At 67.0% G+C, this 15,878-nt stretch carries 11 protein-coding genes and 1 pseudogene; 6 read left to right on the forward strand and 6 right to left on the reverse strand.

All coding sequences use genetic code 11. From position 1 onward, the window contains the following. Positions 1-13: 13 nt before the first annotated feature. Positions 14-808 (reverse strand): formylmethanofuran dehydrogenase subunit C, encoded by a 795-nt coding sequence (locus Pla175_RS01270; RefSeq protein ID WP_145280547.1) that lies wholly within the window; start codon positions 806-808, stop codon positions 14-16. 88 nt (positions 809-896) lie between these two features. Further along, the gene (locus tag Pla175_RS01275; protein ID WP_145280549.1) at positions 897-1,544 is read right to left on the reverse strand and encodes an adenylate kinase family protein; all 648 of its coding nucleotides are present in this window, start codon (positions 1,542-1,544) and stop codon (positions 897-899) included. A 300-nt stretch (positions 1,545-1,844) separates the two neighbouring features. On the opposite strand from Pla175_RS01275, the gene Pla175_RS01280 reads away from it, so the two are divergent. The 5 genes and pseudogenes from Pla175_RS01280 to Pla175_RS01305 all read left to right on the forward strand — a co-directional run bounded on the left by Pla175_RS01280 (position 1,845) and on the right by Pla175_RS01305 (position 8,373). Beyond that, complete coding sequence (locus Pla175_RS01280; RefSeq protein ID WP_145280551.1) at positions 1,845-2,597, forward strand: (Fe-S)-binding protein; 753 nt, start codon at positions 1,845-1,847, stop codon at positions 2,595-2,597. A 128-nt stretch (positions 2,598-2,725) separates the two neighbouring features. Next, positions 2,726-4,138, forward strand: a complete 1,413-nt coding sequence (locus Pla175_RS01285; protein ID WP_145280553.1) for a lactate utilization protein B — start codon at positions 2,726-2,728, stop codon at positions 4,136-4,138. Between the two features lie 60 nt (positions 4,139-4,198). Further along, positions 4,199-4,804, forward strand: a complete 606-nt coding sequence (locus Pla175_RS01290; RefSeq protein WP_145280556.1) for a LutC/YkgG family protein — start codon at positions 4,199-4,201, stop codon at positions 4,802-4,804. 181 nt (positions 4,805-4,985) lie between these two features. Then, complete coding sequence (locus tag Pla175_RS25750) at positions 4,986-5,531, forward strand: hypothetical protein (RefSeq protein WP_197527188.1); 546 nt, start codon at positions 4,986-4,988, stop codon at positions 5,529-5,531. Positions 5,532-6,102: 571 nt separating this feature from the next. Next, a pseudogene (locus tag Pla175_RS01305) lies at positions 6,103-8,373 on the forward strand (polysaccharide lyase 6 family protein). A gap of 271 nt (positions 8,374-8,644) precedes the next feature. Here Pla175_RS01305 and Pla175_RS01310 read toward each other — a convergent pair. Then, positions 8,645-8,977 carry a hypothetical protein gene (locus Pla175_RS01310; protein WP_145280563.1) on the reverse strand — a complete coding sequence of 111 codons (333 nt, stop codon included), beginning with the start codon at positions 8,975-8,977 and terminating at the stop codon, positions 8,645-8,647. 413 nt (positions 8,978-9,390) lie between these two features. On the opposite strand from Pla175_RS01310, the gene Pla175_RS01315 reads away from it, so the two are divergent. Further along, positions 9,391-9,990, forward strand: a complete 600-nt coding sequence (locus Pla175_RS01315) for an REP-associated tyrosine transposase (protein ID WP_197527189.1) — start codon at positions 9,391-9,393, stop codon at positions 9,988-9,990. Between the two features lie 188 nt (positions 9,991-10,178). On the opposite strand, the gene Pla175_RS01320 is transcribed toward Pla175_RS01315, so the two are convergent. The 3 genes from Pla175_RS01320 to Pla175_RS01330 all read right to left on the reverse strand — a co-directional run bounded on the left by Pla175_RS01320 (position 10,179) and on the right by Pla175_RS01330 (position 15,871). Then, complete coding sequence (locus tag Pla175_RS01320) at positions 10,179-10,511, reverse strand: hypothetical protein (protein ID WP_197527190.1); 333 nt, start codon at positions 10,509-10,511, stop codon at positions 10,179-10,181. A gap of 149 nt (positions 10,512-10,660) precedes the next feature. Continuing rightward, the gene (locus Pla175_RS01325; protein WP_145280567.1) at positions 10,661-14,236 is read right to left on the reverse strand and encodes an efflux RND transporter permease subunit; all 3,576 of its coding nucleotides are present in this window, start codon (positions 14,234-14,236) and stop codon (positions 10,661-10,663) included. A gap of 357 nt (positions 14,237-14,593) precedes the next feature. Then, positions 14,594-15,871 carry an efflux RND transporter periplasmic adaptor subunit gene (locus Pla175_RS01330; protein ID WP_197527191.1) on the reverse strand — a complete coding sequence of 426 codons (1,278 nt, stop codon included), beginning with the start codon at positions 15,869-15,871 and terminating at the stop codon, positions 14,594-14,596. Between the last annotated feature and the right edge of the window lie 7 nt (positions 15,872-15,878).

The raw sequence follows: 15,878 nt of genomic DNA on the forward strand, positions 1-15,878 counted from the left end.
CGACGCGGTGGGCTCAAGCCGGCAGCCACACCTCGCCGCGGCCCCCTTTCAGCAGGTCGCCGCTCCATAGGTCGACCTGGCCCGCGGGCGCGTTGACCCCCAGCGTCGCCAAGTCGTGGCGCATCAGCCGCAGGATGGTCGGCTCGGCCCGGCAGGCGTGGCGGAAGCTCGGCAGCAGCGGCGCCGCGCCCCCCAGCAGCGCCAGCGTTCCGCGCCGCATCTCGGCGCCGGCGTGCGGCCCGCAGCGGCCCAGCACCATCAGGGTGCCGGCCAGCATGCGGTAGCCGGCCAGCGGGCCGCAGTCGCCGGCGACCACGATCCAGCCGCGCCGCATCAGCGACCCGGTTTCTGAGCCGGCGTCGCCGCGCACAACGATCGTCCCGCCGCGCATGCCGCGTGTGTCTCCAAGGTACGCGGCGCCGAGGCCGTCGCCGGCGTCGCCGCGTACTTCGATGGCGCCACCGCGCATGGCGGCGCCGCACCAGGGGCCGGCGTCTGCTTCGAGGGTGAGCCTCCCGCCGCGCATCTGGGCGCCCGCGCGGTGACCGACGGGCCCGTCGGCGGTCACCGTGGCGCCGCGGAGCCCCGTGGCCATCCCGTCGACACGCCGCAGGTCTCCCTCGAACCGCCACCGGCCGTCGGCCTTGCCGCTAGCGGCGAACACCTCGCCCAACGCCTCGCGGCGACGGCCAATCAGCACCGGCGCCGCGGCGATCGACTTCAGGGGCCGACCCCCCAGCGCATCGAGGTCCAGGTCGAACAAATCGACCGGCGCCGTGCAGTCGCGGAGCTTGAGCGTGAGTGGCATCGCGGAAAAAGCATAGCCGTCCCCGCGCGGGGGAAGATAGCCCTGGGAGCACGCCGCGAAACCCACACGCAGAACTTGCGTCCCGGGTTCAGGCGGTGGGCTTGGGGAGCTTCAGAGACTCGCAGACCTTGAGGTGCAGGTCGGCCGGCGGCAGGTGGCCGTCAACGCGGAACACCAGCTCCTTGCGCTCGAACACCTTCACCACCGGCGCGGTCTGCACGTGGTAGTTGGCGATGCGGTTGCGGACGACTTCTTCTACGTCGTCGGGGCGCGCCTCGAGCGAGCCCCGGCACACGTCGCACACGCCGGGCGTTTCGGGGCGGTGGTAGATGAGGTTGTAGTCGAGCCCGCAGCCGGTGCAGAGCCGGCGGGCCAGCACGCGTTCCACCACCACGTCGTCGCTCGCCTCGATCAGCACCACCGCGTCGATGTCGTAGCTCTCCAGGAAGAACTCTGCCTGGGCGCGGTTGCGGGGGAAGCCGTCCAGCACGAAGCCGAAGTTCCAGTCGTGTTCCTGCAGGCGGCGCTGCACCACCTCTTCGACAATCTCGTCGGGCACCAGGTCGCCGCCGTCGACAATCCGCTTGATCCGCGCGGCCAGCTTGGTGTGCCGCTGGATGTTCCAGCGGAAGATATCTCCCACACAGATATGCGTCAGGTCGAACCGCGAGGCGAGCACCTTTGCCTGCGTCCCCTTGCCGCAGCCCTGGACCCCCATGACGACGTATTTTCGCATGTGCTGAAGAATGTTGCAGGAGCGCCGGGCGGTTGTCGCGGATCGCAAAGTGTAGCTCATTTTCGGGGCGAACGAGAGCATTTCTTTGCGAAATCGACCCGCGAAAACGCGCAGCAGAACCGGGCAGCCCAGGGGCGCCGCCCCGTCGACTTGCGGTGCGAGTTACAGCGACGGGGCGGGGTCCGTCGGCTAGTCATCCGGTGTGTGTTTGAGCTCCGCCTGGAGGACTATCGTCGTCGGCCGCCCGTTGGACTACCATCAATTGTTCACCCCTGGTCTCTCACCCCTCGCCCTTCACTGATGCGCGTCGGACTGTTCATCCCCTGCTACATCGACCAATGCTACCCGCAGGTCGGCCTGGCGACGCTGCAGGTGCTGCGCCGCTGCGGCGTGGAGCCCGAGTACCCGCGCGAGCAAACCTGCTGCGGCCAGCCGATGGCCAACAGCGGCTGCGTCGAGGCGGCCAAGCCGGTCGCCCGGCACTTCGCCGAGACCTTCGCGGCGTACGACTACGTGGTGGGCCCCTCGGGGAGCTGCGTGTCGATGATCCGCAACCACTACGACGACCTGTTGGACGACGCCGCGGAGCAGCAGCGGCTGGCCGGCAAGACGTTCGAGCTGTGCGAGTTCTTGGTCGACGTGCTGAAGATCGACCGCATCGAGGGCCGCTTCCCGCACCGCGTGGGGCTGCACCAAAGCTGCCACGGGCTCCGCGAGCTGGGCCTGGCGCGGCAGAGCGAGCTGGGCCCGACCGCCACACCGCAGGTCAACAAGGTGCGGACCCTCCTACAATCACTGGAAGGGATCACGCTGGTCGACCTGGCAAGAACCGACGAGTGCTGCGGCTTCGGCGGCACGTTCGCCGTGAAGGAGGCCGCGGTGAGCTGCCTGATGGGCCGCGACCGCATCGCGGACCACCAGCAAGCGGGCGCCGAGGTGATGACCGCCGGCGACATGAGCTGCCTGATGCACCTCGAGGGGCTGATCAAACGCGACGGCGCCCCGCTACGCGTGATGCACGTCGCCGAAATCCTAGCCGGCAACCAACCCTGAAGAAATAGGACGCGGATCGACACGGATTCTAGGGATGATCGCAGATAGATTCAGGCGTTTCATCTGCGTCAATCAGTTTGATCGGCGTTCATCCGCGTCCTATTCTTCGCCCTTGTAAAACTGTTCCTATGTCGCACGCCACCGCCGCCGCTGAGTTTGTTGCCGATGTTGATCGCGCGCGCTGGCACGACCGGGCGCTCTGGTTTGTGCGCTCCAAGCGCGACAAGTGCGCGCAGCAGCTTCCGGAGTGGGAGGCGCTGCGCGAGCGGGCGTCGCTCGTCAAGCAGCACACCGCCTCGCGGATGGCCGAGTACCTCGAAGAGTTCGAACGCAACGCCGTGGCCCTCGGCGCGGTGGTCCACTGGGCCCGCGACGCGGCCGAGCACAACGCCATCGTCTACGGCCTGCTGAAAGAGCGCGGCATCCAGCGCGTGGTGAAGAGCAAGAGCATGCTGACCGAGGAGTGCGGGCTCAACCCGCTGCTCGAGAGCAAGGGCCTCGAGGTGGTCGACACCGACCTGGGGGAGTGGATCGTGCAGCTCCGCCACGAGCACCCCAGCCACATCGTCATGCCGGCGATCCACGTCAAGAAGCAAGAGGTGGGCGAGCTGTTCCACGAGAAGCTCGGCACCACCGCCGGGTCGACCGACGAGAAGTACCTGGTAGGCGCCGCGCGTGCCGAGCTGCGCAGCAAGTTCCTGGCCGGCACCGCGGGCATCACCGGCGTGAACTTCGCGATCGCAGAGACGGGCGGCTTTGTCGTCTGCACTAACGAGGGGAACGCCGACCTGGGCGCCTCGCTGCCGGCGCTGCACATCGCGTCGATGGGGATCGAGAAACTCATCCCACGCATGGCCGACCTGGGGGTGTTCCTGCGCCTGCTGGCCCGCAGCGCCACGGGGCAGCCCATCACGACCTACTCGTCGCACTTCCACGGCCCCAAGCCGGGGGGCGAGCTGCACATCGTGCTGGTGGACAACGGCCGCAGCAAGCTGCTTGCCAACGAAGAGCTGCGTCGCAGCCTCAACTGCATCCGCTGCGGCGCGTGCATGAACACCTGCCCCGTGTACCGGCGCAGCGGCGGCCACAGCTACGGCGTGACCGTCCCCGGCCCGATCGGCAGCGTCTTGTACCCCGCCCGCGACATGCAGGCCCACAAGAGCCTGCCCGACGCGTGCAGCCTGTGCGGCAGTTGCACCGACGTCTGCCCCGTCAAAATCCCGCTGCACCACCAACTGCTGGCGTGGCGCAAGACGCTGGTCAAGGCCAAGGTAACGCCGTGGCATATGCGCGCCGCGATGAGCGTGGTCGGCGGCGTGATGGCCCGCCCCTGGCTGTTCCGCCTCGGCGGCAAGCTGGGCCGCTTCGCCCTACGCTGGTCCCCCCGCTGGCTGACTTACAACGGCCTAAACCCCTGGGGCGCCCAGCGCGAAATGCCCCCGGCCGCGAAGCAGACATTTTCAAAATTGTATGACGACGGAATAGGACACGGATCGGCGCGGATGGACGGGATCGACAAGGATCAGAACAAACTTGACTGATCCGTTCTTGATCCGCTGCATCCGTGCAAATCCGCGTTCTATTCGTCGCCAATGAGCACCATGACCGCACGCGAAACCATCCTAGAAGCCGTCCGCCGGGCCCAGCCCGAGGCGATGCCGCTCCCTGCGCTCGAAGGGGATTGGATCCGCTACGACGACCCCGTGGCGCAGTTCTGCGCGGTGCTCGAAGCGATCGGCAGCCGGGCCGTTGTGGTCGGTTCGATCGAGGCGGCGCAAGCGACGCTCGAGGCGCTGCCGGAGTATGAAGCGGCCCAGCGCGTCTTCTCCGCCGTCGAGGGGATCGGCCGGACGACGCTCGACGCCAACGCGGTCGCCACGCCGCACGAGCTGGCGTCGCTGGAGGTCGCCATCCTGCCCGGCGAGCTGGCGGTGGCCGAGAACGGCGCGGTGTGGGTCACCGACCTGGGTCTGCGGCACCGCGTGACGCCGTTCATCTGCGAGCTGCTGGTGCTGGTCGTCCCCAAGCACGCGATGGTGCACACGATGCACGAGGCGTACCAGCGGATCAGCGCGCCGCGCCGCCCCGACGGCAGCCCCGCGTTCGGCGTGTTCATCGCCGGCCCCTCGAAGACGGCCGACATCGAGCAAAGCCTGGTGATCGGCGCCCACGGCCCGAAAGAGTCGCTGGTGCTGTTGACGGAGTAGCCCGTAGTGAGTTTGTGAGCCGGGGCGTCCCCGCCCCCGGCGCAGCGGAGTAGACGGATCGACTTCGTGTTCTTTCACCACGCCGGGGGCGGGGACGCCCCGGCTCGCACGAGATCATAGCTTCCGCGGACAGCCACAGTTAGAATCGCGCTCCAGACTCACCCTCTTGGAGATCCTCGCGATGAGCGTGTTCGATCTGTGGCTCCCGATCGTCGTCGGCGCGGCGGCCGTGCACATCGCCAGCACGCTGGCCTGGACCGCGCTCCCGCACCACGTGCCGGAGTGGCGTCCGCTGCCGGGCGAGGGGGAGCTGATCGCGGTGCTGAAGAAGATCGCCGCGCCCGCCGGGCAGTACGTCTTCCCCCACCCCAAGGACCCCCACCCCGACCAACAGGCCCCCGACCCGAACGCCCCGTGCCAGGGGAACCTAATCGTCTACGACAAGCCGGTCTCCATGGGCGCCGCGATCGGCAAGACGCTGGCGTTCTTCTTCGTCGCGACGTTCGTCATCGGCTACCTGGCGTCGCTGGGCCTCAGCCCGGCGTCGACGAAGCTAGACGTCTTCCGCTTCGTCTTCGTCGCGGGCCTGCTGACGCACGTCGCGGCGCGGTTCCCGGGAGCGTTCTGGTTCAAGCGCAAGACGCTGCTCGATTCGATCGACGGCACGGTCTACGCGCTGCTGACGGCGGGGGCGTTCGTGTGGCTGTGGCCGTACGCGGCGGCGTGAAGCGGCGCCTCAGTCGCTCCGCCATCACAGCCCGAAGCGTAGGCGAGGCGGCGCAGCCGATCGGTGGGCGCCCTCGCCGGCGCTCTCGCACCGCCAGGAGCGCAAGCCACACGCCGCGTCCAACCGCAGCAGAAAAACGGAGTTTCAATCCGTAAAAACGGATTGAGCCCCCCGTAGATTTGGGCTGCAATGGGAAGAAGGCTTCTCGCACTACTTTTCTTGATGTCTCAGCGAAAGCGTGGCCACGCACCCACGCTTAGAAGGACACCTATCTCGACTGCTTGGCTGACTTACCTTGCCCCGCTACCGGGAGTTTTTTGCAGCGCGACCCTCGTCATTCGCATCCGGGACCGGCAACTACAGGACGAGACGAACGGGGAGCAGGCGTAGTGCCCCGGAACGGCGGATCGACAACGTTGTGATGGAGGCCACCTCGGTTGCCGGGCCGCTGCTTGTGGCGGCAAGGAACGCCGGCAAGCCGACTCGGGCGCCATCCGCTTGATCGGCCAAGGCGCCACACCCCGCTCGCGTGAAACTACCACTCACGCGGCTTCCCCCAGGATACGCAACGATGAAGTTCAACCGTGTTGGCGTTCTCGCGGCGCAGGTAGCCGCGGCGATTGTTGCAGCAGCCGCCTCGACTTCTCACGCCGCAACGTTCAACGTCGCCAGCGCCGCTCAGATCACCACGGCAATGCAATCGGCGATGTCGGGCGACACGCTGATCATGGCCAACGGCAACTGGACCAACCAAAACATCTCGTTCGCCGGCAACGGCGCGGCCGGGATGCCCATCATCCTCCGCGCCTAAACGCCGGGAAGCGTGATCCTCAACGGCACGTCTCAGTTGTTGATCTCGGGCGGGCACCTGGTGGTCGACGGGCTGCACTTCAAGAACGGGACCATCGTCAACTCCGATCACGTGGTCCAGTTCCGCGGGCCCCTGGGGGAGGCGCACGACTCGCGCTTCACCAACTCGGTGATCGAGTCGTACAACCCGGCCGACCTGACCGACAAGTACCACTGGGTGTCGCTCTACGGCCAGAACAACCGGGTCGACCACAACCGCTTTATTGACCAGAAGAACCCGGGCCCCACGGTCATCGCCTGGCTGGACGAGACGGGCGTCATCGCCGAGGCGCGACACCAGATCGATTCCAACCACTTCGCCGACCGCCCCGTGGGCTACGAGAACGGCTTCGAGACCATCCGCTTGGGCGACAGCGATACGAGCCACTACAACGCCCACATCCTGGTAGAGAACAACCTCTTCGAGCGCCAAGACGGCGAGATCGAGATCATCTCCAGCAAGTCCAACGACAACGTCTTCCGGTACAACACCTTCCGTGAGTCCGCGGGCACGCTCACGCTGCGGCACGGCCACCGCGCCACCGTTGAGGGGAACTTCTTCCTGGGCGAGGGACGCGCCGGGTCGGGGGGCGTCCGGGTGGTGGGCGAAGACCACGTCATCGTCAACAACTACATCGCCGACGTCGACGACGAGGCGGACGGGGCGATCTCGCTCACCGCCGGCATCCCGAACACCATCCCCAGCGGCTACCAGCAGGTCAAGAACGCAACCATCGCCCACAACACGATCGTCAACGTCGGCGGCGCGGCCATCACGCTCGACTGGGGCCTGGGCTCCAGCGGCCGCTCGTTGCTCCCCCAGAACGTGACGATCGCCCGCAACCTGATCCAAAGCACCGCCGCCCCGTTGTTTGAGGGCGCCGAAGGGACCGGCTTCACCTGGGCCGACAACATCGCCTTCGGGGCGGCGCTGGGGATCTCCGCGCGGCCGGGCATCAACGTCGTCGACCCGCAGCTCGAGCTCGGCCCGGACGGGCTGTGGCGCCCCTCGGCAACCAGCCCGGCCATCGACGCCGTGGCGTCTGGATTCGTCACGGTCGATTTCGACGGCCAGCCGCGTATCGGGCTGTTCGATATCGGCGCCGACGAGAACTCGTTCGCCCAGATCGTACGCAAGCCGCTGACGACGGTGGACGTGGGCGCGTCGTGGTTCAACTACTCGGCGCCCGACAGTTGGCCGCCGCCGATCCCGATCCCCGCGGGGCCCTTCCAGGTGGTCGAGGCGGAGGACTTCACGTCGGTTACCGACCCCGACGGCAACGGCCAGGTCTGGACCATCGTCCAGAACGGCGCCGCCTCGGGGGGCGCCGCGATCAAGGCCCCCTCCACTGGCAGTAGCAGCAACATCAACCTCTCCACCACGCCGCACGACACCCTTGCGCTGTACGACCTGGCGTTCAGCGAGGCCGGCACGTACACGGCCTACTACCTGGCGCGGGGCTTCGACGGCTCGTCCGACAGCATCTTCACGCCGTCCGGCTTTGGCGTCGATCCCGCGGTCGTCGACAACCTCTCGAGCAACGGGGCCTTCCGGTGGGAGACCGGCGGGCAGTTTACCATCAGCCAGTCGAACGTCGGCATGCCGCTGGAGTTCCGCCTGGGTCGCCGGGAGAGGAACGCAGAGATCGATGCGATCTTGTTCCATCAGAACAGCAGCCTCACCGCGATCCAGCTCGACGCGATCCTCGCCAGCCTGGAGCCCGCCCTCTCCGACGGCGACTACAACGGCGATGGCGTCGTAGACGCCGCCGACTACACGACCTGGCGAGACAACCTGGGGAGCAGCGTCACGCTGCCCGGCGACACCACCCCCGGCAGCGTCACCCAGGCCGACTACGACGTTTGGCGAAACAACTTCGGCGCCAGCGGCGGCGCGGCGCCCGCCAGCGCCGCGGTCCCCGAGCCGGGCGGGTTGGCGCTGCTGACGCTGGCCGTGGGGGTGAGCCTGATCGCGCCGCGGCGTAACGCCTGACTGCTGCCGCTGAGGGCGGGGGCTGCGGATGGGTGAAGCGTTTGGGCGGCGGTGGCTGAACGCATAGCAAAACGCACCCCAGGCCCGGAGGGCCGACGGCGTATAGCCAGGGGCGCCAGCCCCTGGTCAATACGGCCGAATCAACAAAGCCCCGGAGGGGCGACGGCGAGTTGTAGGATAGGTGGTTCCGCCGGCGAAAGCTTCTGGGTTCTCAATGCCGCCGACTCCGGCGGGTTCACCTACCTTTGCACTCGACCCCAGCCACCCGCCGCTACTTGCCAAGCACCGACACGCCTGCGCCGATCAATGCGATCAGCACGCCGGCCCAGTGCATGGGGATAAAGAAGAAGCTGTGCGACGACCTGTTGACGACGAAGCGCTCACCGGTTTGCTCGTCAATGACGGTGCGGTCGGACCGGCCTTTCAATGAGAAGCCGACCAACGCGGAAGCCATGCCCCCGACAACCAGTGCAGTTCCGACCGCCCACGGGTGGGAAGAATAATACCCTTCGCCAAACATCGCATCGAGAGCGACAGCCAGGAGCAGGCACGAACAAAACGTTAAGACCGGGACCAGAAAGCCGTAGCCACTCCAGATCAACATCGTCCTCTCCTTGGAAGTAGCGTGTTTGTCAAACGCCCCACGACCGGGACCGCCCGCGCGAAGGCTACATTGGCTCGCGGGCCGCTGGCGGCGATAAAGCCGCAGTCCGCCGCGAGGCGGCATCGATGATACGGAACAGACGGCGCTGGCGGTAGCTGGAATCTCAGCGATATCGCAACGGAGTGTTCGCGATAGAGCGCGCCGCGGCTGGGGGCTCCGGCTGACGCCTGCGGACCCAGCCGGGCGCCATGGCCACGCTCGCGTGGCCATGCTGCTACTGGAAGGACATAGTGTTGCTGGGTGCCTGGGGTCGGAGGCGATAGCCGGAGCCCCCAGGCGGTCGCCACTGGGTGGCCGGGGTAGTCCGAGCTGCTGCTGGGGGCTCCGGCTATCGCCTGCGACCCCAGCCACCCATGGACTGGATATGCGATAGTGGTTTCAATCTTCCGATGCCGACCAGCTACCGACATCGCCGCAACTATAATGCGCCGGGCCACGCCCACTCCCTCACTTTCTCCTGCTATCGGCAGTTCCCGTTCCTGCGGTCCGAGCTCACCTGCTCGTGGCTTGCAGAGTCGATCGATGCGGCACGTACAACCCAGCGGTTTCTGCTTTGGGCGTACGTCTTCATGCCGGAGCACGTCCACGCCGTGGTCTATCCAACGGAGTCGGACTACGACATCGCAGAGATTCGCAAAGCGATAAAAGGCCCCATTGGCAGACGCGCGATTCAGCACATCGAAGCCAACTCGCCCGAGTGGCTCGACCAGATCACGCGACAACGCGGCGGCCGCACTGAGCGGCTCTTCTGGAAGTCGGGGGGCGGGTACGACCGAAACATCACGGCGCCAAGAACGCTGCTCGCGACGATCGACTACATCCACCTCAACCCGGTCCGGCGAGGTTTGGTCGAACGTGCCGAAGACTGGCGATGGTCGAGTGCGGCAAGCACGCTTTACGGCAAAGAAAGACCCCTGCAGGTCGATCCAATCCCAGCCGACTGGCTAGAGTAAGCTGAGCTTAGTGGGAGCTGGGTGCCTGCGGTCGGAGTCGATAGCCGGAGCCCCCAGGCGGTCGCCACTGAGTGGCGGGGGTGGTTCGAGCTGCTGCTGGGGGCTCCGGCTGACGCCTGCGACCCCAGCCACCCGCGGCTTCGTTTCCGATCGCCTTAGTTCCAGGGGCTGGCGCCCCTGGCTACGCGCTATCGCCCCTCCGGGGCTGGGCCGCCGATGTTCTCGACAAACTGATTGACCGCCTGAAAGTCTTCTTCATCCAGGTCAAACTGCACCGTGATTTCCTCGTCTAGCTCGAGCCGCTTTGCTAGGCCTGGCTCGAACCGGATTCTCAGATAGCCTCGCTGGAGCTCGACGAAGTCCGGTGGTCCATGGCCGGAGCGGATCGGCATGTTTCGCGAACAATGGCCATCAATGTCGATCGTCAAGCCTTCGTTGCCGTACTGCTCGTCGGGCCATTGGATGGTCATCCATCCTTCTCCGTGGTCAAAGTCGGCGATGACACCGATCGAAGTAGCCACGTAGGTAGTCGACATATCGCCATGCCAGAAAATTGACTCAGAACGCCTTTGGCATTAGAGTCCAAAGTGGTCCCAAGGGCGAATGTCTACGCCTTGGCTCTTTCCACAGCGACCGCGAAGTTGCGGTTCAACCAACGTTCCATCGTACCCTACAACTTCGGCGGCGACCGTCTCTCCCCCACGCCGGGGGCGAGGACGCCCCGGCTCGCTGGCGGTTGTCTCCACTCCTGGGTTTCTTCTACCGCTTCGTCCGCCGCCGCGCGCTCTTTCACCCCCGTCATCCACGTCTTCGCGTCCAGCGCCACCGCCAGCAGCGTCGGCACCAGCACCAGCGTAAAGATCGTCGAGACCAGCAGGCCCCCCAGCACCACGCTCCCCAGCCCGCGGTACAGCTCGCTGCCGGCGCCGGGGAAGACCACCAGGGGGAGCAGCCCCAGCACGGTGGTGATGGTGGTCATGAAGATCGGGCGGATGCGGGTGCGGACGCTTTCTAGGATGGCGTCGTGCGTGCTCATGCCGTCTTCGCGCAGGTGGTTCAGCGCCTGGTGCACGATCAAGATCGGGTTGTTCACCACCGTGCCGATGAGCACCACGAAGCCGAGCATCGTTAGCACGTCGAGCGGTTGCAGCACGAAGAAGTTGAGGACGCGCAGGCCCAGGAGGCCCCCTACGGCGCCCAGCGGGACGCTGAGGATCACCACCAGCGGGTAGAGCCAGCTCTCGAACAGCGCGGCCATCAGCAGGTAGGTGATCAATAGCGCCATCATCACGTTGAACTGCAGCGCCTCCCACGTCTGCCGCAGCTTGTCCGCGGTGCCGGCAAGCGCAATGTTGTAGCCGTCACCCAGGGCGCCGCTCTCGCGCATCGGCTGCACGATCTGCTGTTCGATGTTGATCATCGCGTCTTCCAGCGCCACCGTGGGGGGGGGCGACACGTTGATCGTGATCGAGCGGACCCGCTCGCGGTGGTTGATCTGCTCCGGTCCGCTGCTAATCACCACGTCCGCCAGCGCATTAAGCGGCACGAGCTGGCCGATGGGGGTGGCGATGGGGGCGGCGCCAACCAGGTGGGTCTGGTCGGCGTACTTGGCCTCGCCCATCAGCGTGAGGTCGATCTTCTTCCCTTCGTAGAAGTAGTCGCCGACGAAGGCGCCGTCCACCAGCGCGTCGACCGTGAAGCCCAGCTCGCTGGAGCTGACCCCCATCTCGGCCGCCTGCAGCAGCCGGGGCTCGACGTGCACCTCGGGGCTGGAAAGGTCGAGGCTGGGGGTGGGCCGCGCCTGGGCGCCGGGCACCACCTGCATCACCTTGCCGAACACCTGCTGCCCGAGGCCGACCAGCTTCTCGACGTCGGGCCCGGTGATCTCTACGTCGACCGAGCGCCCCGCCCCCAGCCCGCGTTCAAACAAACTGGTCTGCTGCGCGAAGGCGATGGAGCCGGGCAGCTTGCTGCCGATGCGGAACACCAGCGGCACCAGCTCCGCCGAGCGCAGCGGGTCGCGTGAGCGGACCCCCAAGAAGACGCTGCGGCCGCGGACGACGAAGAAGAAGTCTTGGATAGCGGGGGCGTTGATCCCATCGGCGGGCGTGTCGGGGAGGGCATCGGCGTCGACGTCCCAGTAGGGCTTGAGCTCATCCTCAACGATCTTGCCGAGGCTCATCAGTTGATCGGTGTTGTAGCCCGGCGGGGGGATCACGAAGCCGATCACCAGGTTGCGGTTGCCGGTGGGGAGGTACTCGACCCGCGGCCACAGCAGGTAGCTGGCGCCGACGGAGAGCCCCACCAGCAGCGCGATGGTGAGCGTGCGTCGCAGCGGGCCGCGTTGGGCCCAGTCGTTCAGGCCTACTACCGCGCTGGTGAACAGCCCGCCGGCGCCCTGCACGGCGCCGATGGCGGCGTGGCTGGCGGCCGGCGTGTGGCCGTTGGTAGCGTGCGAGGGCGCCGGCGCCTTGCCGGTGCGGTCGCGCTTGAACAACCGCGCGGCGGCCGTGGGGATAACGGTCACCGAGACGATCAGGCTGAGGCCCACCGCGGCGCTAATCGCCAGCGCGATGTCGCGGAACAGCTGCCCCGCCTCTTGCTGCACGAACACCACCGGCAGAAAAACCGCGATGGTGGTAAGCGTGCTGCTGAGCACCGCGCCGGCCACTTCTTGCGTGCCGCGGACCGCGGCGGTGAACGGCGGCTCCTTGAGCTCGTCGAACCGGCGGAAGATGTTCTCTAGCACCACCACCGCGTTGTCGACCAGCATGCCCACGGCGAACGCCATGCCGGCCAGGCTGATGACGTTTAGCGAGCGTCCCAGCGCGTTGAGCACCAAGAAGGTGCCGATGATGCTGATCGGGATCGCCAGCCCCACCACCAGGGCGCCGCGGGCGAACCAGAAGCCGGCGCCCAGCATCAGCGCCAGCGACAGCACGAAGTACCAGGGGGAGAGGTAGGCCGCGGCGATGGCCGTGAACAGGATCAGCGGGATGAAGATCAGCGTGCGCACCCCCAGATGCAAAAACGCCATCAGCACCACCATCGTCAGGGCGCCCCCGACGAAGATGTTCTGCTGCACCAGCCGGACCGAGCTGTTGATGTACTCTGTCTCGTCGTACACCTGGGTCAGCACCAGGCCGCGGGGCGCCAGCAGGTCGCGGTTCAGTTGGGCGTTCACCGCGCGGAGGCCGTCCATCACGTCCAGCACGTTGGCGCCCGTCTCGCGGATGCAGTTGATGGCGATGCTCGACTCGCCGAAGCGGCGGACCAGCCCTTCGGGCTTCTTGTAGCCGCGCTCGACCTCGGCCACGTCGCGTACGAACACGGGGGCGCCGCCGCGGACGGCCAGCAGCTGGTTCTCGACCTGCTCGGGGGTGGTGAACTCGCCCAACGTGCGGACCACGTAGCGGCGTTTGCCGTCGTCGAACGAGCCGGCCGAGGTGTCCTTGTTCTGGCCGCGCAGCACGTCGCGGACCTGGCTCATGGTGAGGCTGCGGGCCGCCAGCTTCTCGGGGTCCACGATCACCTGCATCTCGTCTTCGAGCCCGCCGATCACGTTCGACAGCGACACGCCGTCGACGCGTTCAAAGCGGGCCTCGATCTCGTCCTCGGCGAACCGCTTCATCTGCGGCACATTCAACTCGGGGGGGGGCAGCAGCTCGGCGACCTCCGGGTGCTCGGCCGCCAGGCGCCGCAGCCGCAGCATCATCAGCCCGGCGTTCTCGGCGTTGCGGGCCTTGTCGAGCTGCGGCTTGAGGTCGGCGTGCTGGGCCGTGAACTCGTCGATCCGCTCGGCCGACGGCGGCTTTGCGCTGAGGATGAACCACGCGATGGCGTTGGCGTTGGGGTCGCTGGTGGCGATCACCGGCTCGTCGGCGTCTTCGGGGTACTCCGGCACCTGGTTGAGCCGGCCGTCGACCTTGGAGCGGAGGTTGTCGATGTCGGCGCCCACGGCGAACTCGAGCGTGATGACCCCCTGCGAGTCGGAGCTCTCCGACGAGAGCTTCACTAGCCCCTCGACGCTCTTGAGCTGCTCTTCTTGCTCGACCACGATCTCACGCTCCACCTCCTGCGGGCTGGCGCCGGGCCAGCGGGTGGTGACCGTGATGGTGGGGATCTCGACCTCCGGCGTAAGCTGCATCGGCATCTGCAGCAGCGCGATGCCGCCGAACAGACTGAGCAGCAGCACGCCAACGGCGACCTTGATCGGGTTGTGGACGAAGGCGTCTACGAGATTCATGAGAGAGGGGCGAGAGGCGAGGGGATAGGGGCGAGGGGCTAGGGACGCGCAAGCGGTGGGGTGGACAGGTTCGGAGACGCTGGCCGAAGCGAATTCGTCGCGTCCCTAAACGTGTAGGGTGCACGCAGTGCACCAAGCGGGGGGGCGCCCTTTGTTATTCGACGCATCGATTCCGTTACGGCGGTTCTTCCGCATGGTGCACTACGTGCACCCTACATGTCGTGCACTACGTGCACCCTACATGTCGTGCACTACGTGCACCCTACATGTCGTGCACTACGTGCACCCTACATGTCGTGCACTGCGTGCACCCTACCTGTGGTGCACTGCGTGCAGCCTACGACACCGTGTGCCTTGTTAATTGGATCCCGTGATCCGGTCTGCGATCTTCTCCGGAGGTTTGTCTTCTTTCACCCCTAGCAGCCTCACGGCCGCGTCGGGGCGCAATCGTTCGTTGCCCTGCACGACGACCAACGCGCCGGGCTCGACGGGGCCGATGACCTGGATCCACTCGCCTTGGGCGACCCCCAGCTCGACGGGCGCCGGCTGGATTTTTCCTTCGTCTCCTTGCTTCGTGGCGCCGGCGACGATCATCACCATCGGCCTGGGGCCCCCCAGCACGATCGCGTCCTTGGGGACCATCAGCGCCAACTGCTGCCTGCCGACCGGGAGCGCCGCCCGGGCGTACATGCCGGCCTGGATCAGCGGGCCCGACGGGCCGATCTCGTTCTGCACGCGCACCTTGACCGGGAACGTGCGGCTCCGCGCGTCGGCCTGCGGCACCACCGACTGCACCTTGCCGACGAACACGCGGTCGGGGAGCGCGGGGATCTCTACCCGCACATCGCCCCCCACCTTGATGAACGGCACGCTCTGCTCAACCACCTGCACGACCACGTCTACCTCGTCCATGGCGGCTACCTCGGCCACGGGGTCGCCCTGGTTCACCCACTGACCCGCTTCGGTGTGTTCTTTGACCACGTAGCCGGGGAAGCGGGAGATGATGGTGTGCTTCTTGATCTGATCGGACAGCTTCTCGGCGACCGCTTGTTGGAAAGCGACCTGCGCGCGGGCCTGGGCGATGGCCTCGACCCGCGGGCCGGCGACCGCCAGCTCGTGCTGGGCCTTCATGTCGAGGTAGGTCTCGCGGGCCTCGACCTCCGCGGCGCGGGCTTCTTGAAGGTCGTCTTCGGTCACGGCGCCGCGCGTGCGGTACACGCTCTCGATGCGGTCGAGGCTCGCGCGGCGGAACTCGCCGCGCGCCTTGGCCGCGGCCATGCGGGCCCGCATCTGCTCGATCTCTTCCTTGCGGGTGCCGTTCTCCAGCTCGGCGAGCTGCTGCCGGCGGAGCTCCAGCTCGGCCTCGGCCGAGGCCAGCTCCAGCGAGATCGTCTCGGTCAGCAGTTGGGCGAGCTTCTCGCCCGATTCGACGCGGTCCCCTTCTTCGACCGGGAACTCGATCACCCGCCCCGACACGGCGCTGCCGATCGTGGCGAGCTTGCTCGGCATCACGGTGCCGACAAACGTCTGCGCGGCGGTGACGGTGCGCTCGGCGACCTTGGCGGCCACTACGGGCGCCGGACCCATGCCGGGCTGGGCGTACGCGGCGGCGGCCCCGAGGGCGATCGTCGCCACGGGGCCA

This window comes from Pirellulimonas nuda, from assembly GCF_007750855.1.
GTDB lineage: Bacteria > Planctomycetota > Planctomycetia > Pirellulales > Lacipirellulaceae > Pirellulimonas > Pirellulimonas nuda.

What these genes read in the sequence shown, in the direction of transcription:
- Pla175_RS01280 (WP_145280551.1), top strand. Translation starts at nt 1,845, where the DNA reads ATGCGCGTCGGACTGTTCATCCCCTGCTACATCGACCAATGCTACCCG.
- Pla175_RS01270 (WP_145280547.1), bottom strand. Translation starts at nt 808, where the DNA reads ATGCCACTCACGCTCAAGCTCCGCGACTGCACGGCGCCGGTCGATTTG.
- Pla175_RS01325 (WP_145280567.1), bottom strand. Translation starts at nt 14,236, where the DNA reads ATGAATCTCGTAGACGCCTTCGTCCACAACCCGATCAAGGTCGCCGTT.
- Pla175_RS01290 (WP_145280556.1), top strand. Translation starts at nt 4,199, where the DNA reads ATGACCGCACGCGAAACCATCCTAGAAGCCGTCCGCCGGGCCCAGCCC.
- Pla175_RS25750 (WP_197527188.1), top strand. Translation starts at nt 4,986, where the DNA reads ATGAGCGTGTTCGATCTGTGGCTCCCGATCGTCGTCGGCGCGGCGGCC.
- Pla175_RS01315 (WP_197527189.1), top strand. Translation starts at nt 9,391, where the DNA reads ATGGACTGGATATGCGATAGTGGTTTCAATCTTCCGATGCCGACCAGC.
- Pla175_RS01275 (WP_145280549.1), bottom strand. Translation starts at nt 1,544, where the DNA reads ATGCGAAAATACGTCGTCATGGGGGTCCAGGGCTGCGGCAAGGGGACG.
- Pla175_RS01310 (WP_145280563.1), bottom strand. Translation starts at nt 8,977, where the DNA reads ATGTTGATCTGGAGTGGCTACGGCTTTCTGGTCCCGGTCTTAACGTTT.
- Pla175_RS01285 (WP_145280553.1), top strand. Translation starts at nt 2,726, where the DNA reads ATGTCGCACGCCACCGCCGCCGCTGAGTTTGTTGCCGATGTTGATCGC.